Source organism: Paraburkholderia panacisoli (genome assembly GCF_008369935.1).
GTDB lineage: Bacteria > Pseudomonadota > Gammaproteobacteria > Burkholderiales > Burkholderiaceae > Paraburkholderia > Paraburkholderia panacisoli.
In genome coordinates this window covers 1-2,012 of the sequence record NZ_VTUZ01000125.1, presented here as the reverse complement: position 1 = coordinate 2,012, position 2,012 = coordinate 1, and the positions used below count along the sequence as shown (strand labels likewise).

Below are 2,012 nucleotides of genomic sequence, written 5' to 3'. Positions count from 1 at the left end.
CTGGTACTGGAACAATGTCTGTTGCTGCTGGGCTTCGGCCTGCTTGACCTGCCCGCTGATACTGCCGGCAGTGAAGATCGGCACCGTCAACGAGCCCGCATAGGACCAGATCCTCGCCGGCCCCTCGAACAGTTTCGAGAACGCGCCGCTTGCCGAACCAAACAGCCCGGTCAGCGAGATCGACGGAAAGTAAAGCGCGCGCGCCGCACCGATCAGCGCGTTCGCGGCAACCAGGTTCTGTTCGGCCTGAAGAAGATCGGGGCGTCGTTCGAGCAGTTCCGAAGGCAGCCCTGCCGGCACGACCGGAACCGCCAGTTCCGACAGTTGCCGGCCACGCAGGATGTCGCCCGGGTTATGACCCATCAGCACCGAAAGCGCGTCTTCCTGCTGGGCGATCTGCGCCTCCAGCTGCGGGATCGTCGCGGCCGATGCTTCATATTCCGACTGGCTCTGCGCGAGCTCCATCTGCGATACGTCGCCGCCCTTGAACCGCAACGTGAAGACGTGTACCGATTCGAGGCGGCTTTCAGTCGTGGCCTTCGCGATCGCAAGCTGCTGGTCGAGGCTGCGCAGATTGATGTAGGAGGTTGCCACCGACGCGACCAGCGAAAGGATCACCGCGCGGCGCCCCTCCTCGCTTGCCAGCAGGCTCGCGCGCGCCGCTTCTGTCTGACGGCGCACCTTGCCGAACAGATCGATTTCCCACGACGCCGAGAGCGTCGCCTGAAACTCGTTGAATACCGGCGATACCCCCGCGGCCAGCGGCAACGGTCCAGATTGCGATTCCCGCTCGCGGCCCGCGAGGGCGCCGGCGCTCACCTGCGGGAATAGCCCCGCGCGGGTCGTGACGAACTGACCGAGGAACTGGTCCACGCGTGCGGCCGCGATCTTGACGTCCTTGTTGTCGGCGAGCGCGGTGGCAATCAGCTCGTTCAACACGGGGTCCTGGAACTGCTCCCACCATGCCGTGTTGGCAACCTCGGCGGCTTCGCCGGTTTCGAAACGGAACGTCGCCGGTGTCTCGACGGTCGGCCGTACGTAATTGGGACCAAGCAGACACCCTCCCAGTCCCAGAAGGACGGGTACCAGTACCGGCAGGAACACTGAGCGACGCATGTCATTCGTCCTCGCGTCTCGCGGAGGGCGTGACCTTTGGCCCGCCCGGGCCCGCGTCAACACCCGGCGAAGGTCCATCACCCGGTGCACCGCCGCTCGGCCCCGGGGTTTTCTTGCCGCCGCCCGATTTCTCCGACATCGTCTCGAGCACATAGAAGAACATCGGGATGAAGAACACGGCGATCGCGGTGGCGCCGAGCATCCCGCCGATCACACCTGTGCCGATCGAGTGCCGGCTGTTCTGCGACGCGCCGAGTGCAATCGCAAGCGGCACGCAGCCGAGAATGAACGCGAGCGAGGTCATCACGATCGGGCGCAGCCGCTCCTTCGCCGCGGAGACCGCCGAGTCATACACCGACTCGCCCGCCTCGCGGTTGATCACGGCGAACTCGAAGATCAGGATCGCGTTCTTCGCCGCGAGCGCCACCAGCATCGTCAGCCCGATCTGGAAGTAGACGTCGTTTTCGAGGCCGCGCATCATGATGGCAAGCAGCGCGCCGAACAGCGCGAAAGGCACCGCCAGCAGCACGCCGATCGGCAGACTCCACTTCTCGTATTGCGCAGCCAGAATCAGGAACACCATGATGAGGCCAAATACGAACACCAGCCCCGACGTGCTGCCCGCCTTCCTCGCCTCGTACGCCTCGCCGCTCCACCCGAGGTTATAGCCCGGTGGCAACACCTCGGCGCCGAGTTCTTCAATGGTGGACAGCACCTGCCCCGAGCTGATGCCGGGCGCGCCATTGACCGTGAGTTTCACCGCCAGGAAATTATTGAAGCGCGTCACCAGAACAGGACCGGTGGTGAACTTCGAGGTCACCACCGACTTGAGCGGCACCATGCTATCGGTCGTGCTGCGAACGTAGATCCGGTCGAGATCATCAGGCGTGAGCCGG

General features: G+C 64.5%; 2 protein-coding genes. Both read right to left on the bottom strand.

Annotated features, from left to right (window positions below; translation table 11 throughout):
* On the bottom strand, window positions 1-1,116 hold a 1,116-nt coding region (locus FVF58_RS50845; RefSeq protein ID WP_149676965.1), incomplete at its 3' end, for an efflux transporter outer membrane subunit.
* A gap of 1 nt (window position 1,117) precedes the next feature.
* A partial coding sequence (locus tag FVF58_RS50840; RefSeq protein WP_188131240.1) for an efflux RND transporter permease subunit occupies window positions 1,118-2,012 on the bottom strand: 895 nt, incomplete at its 5' end.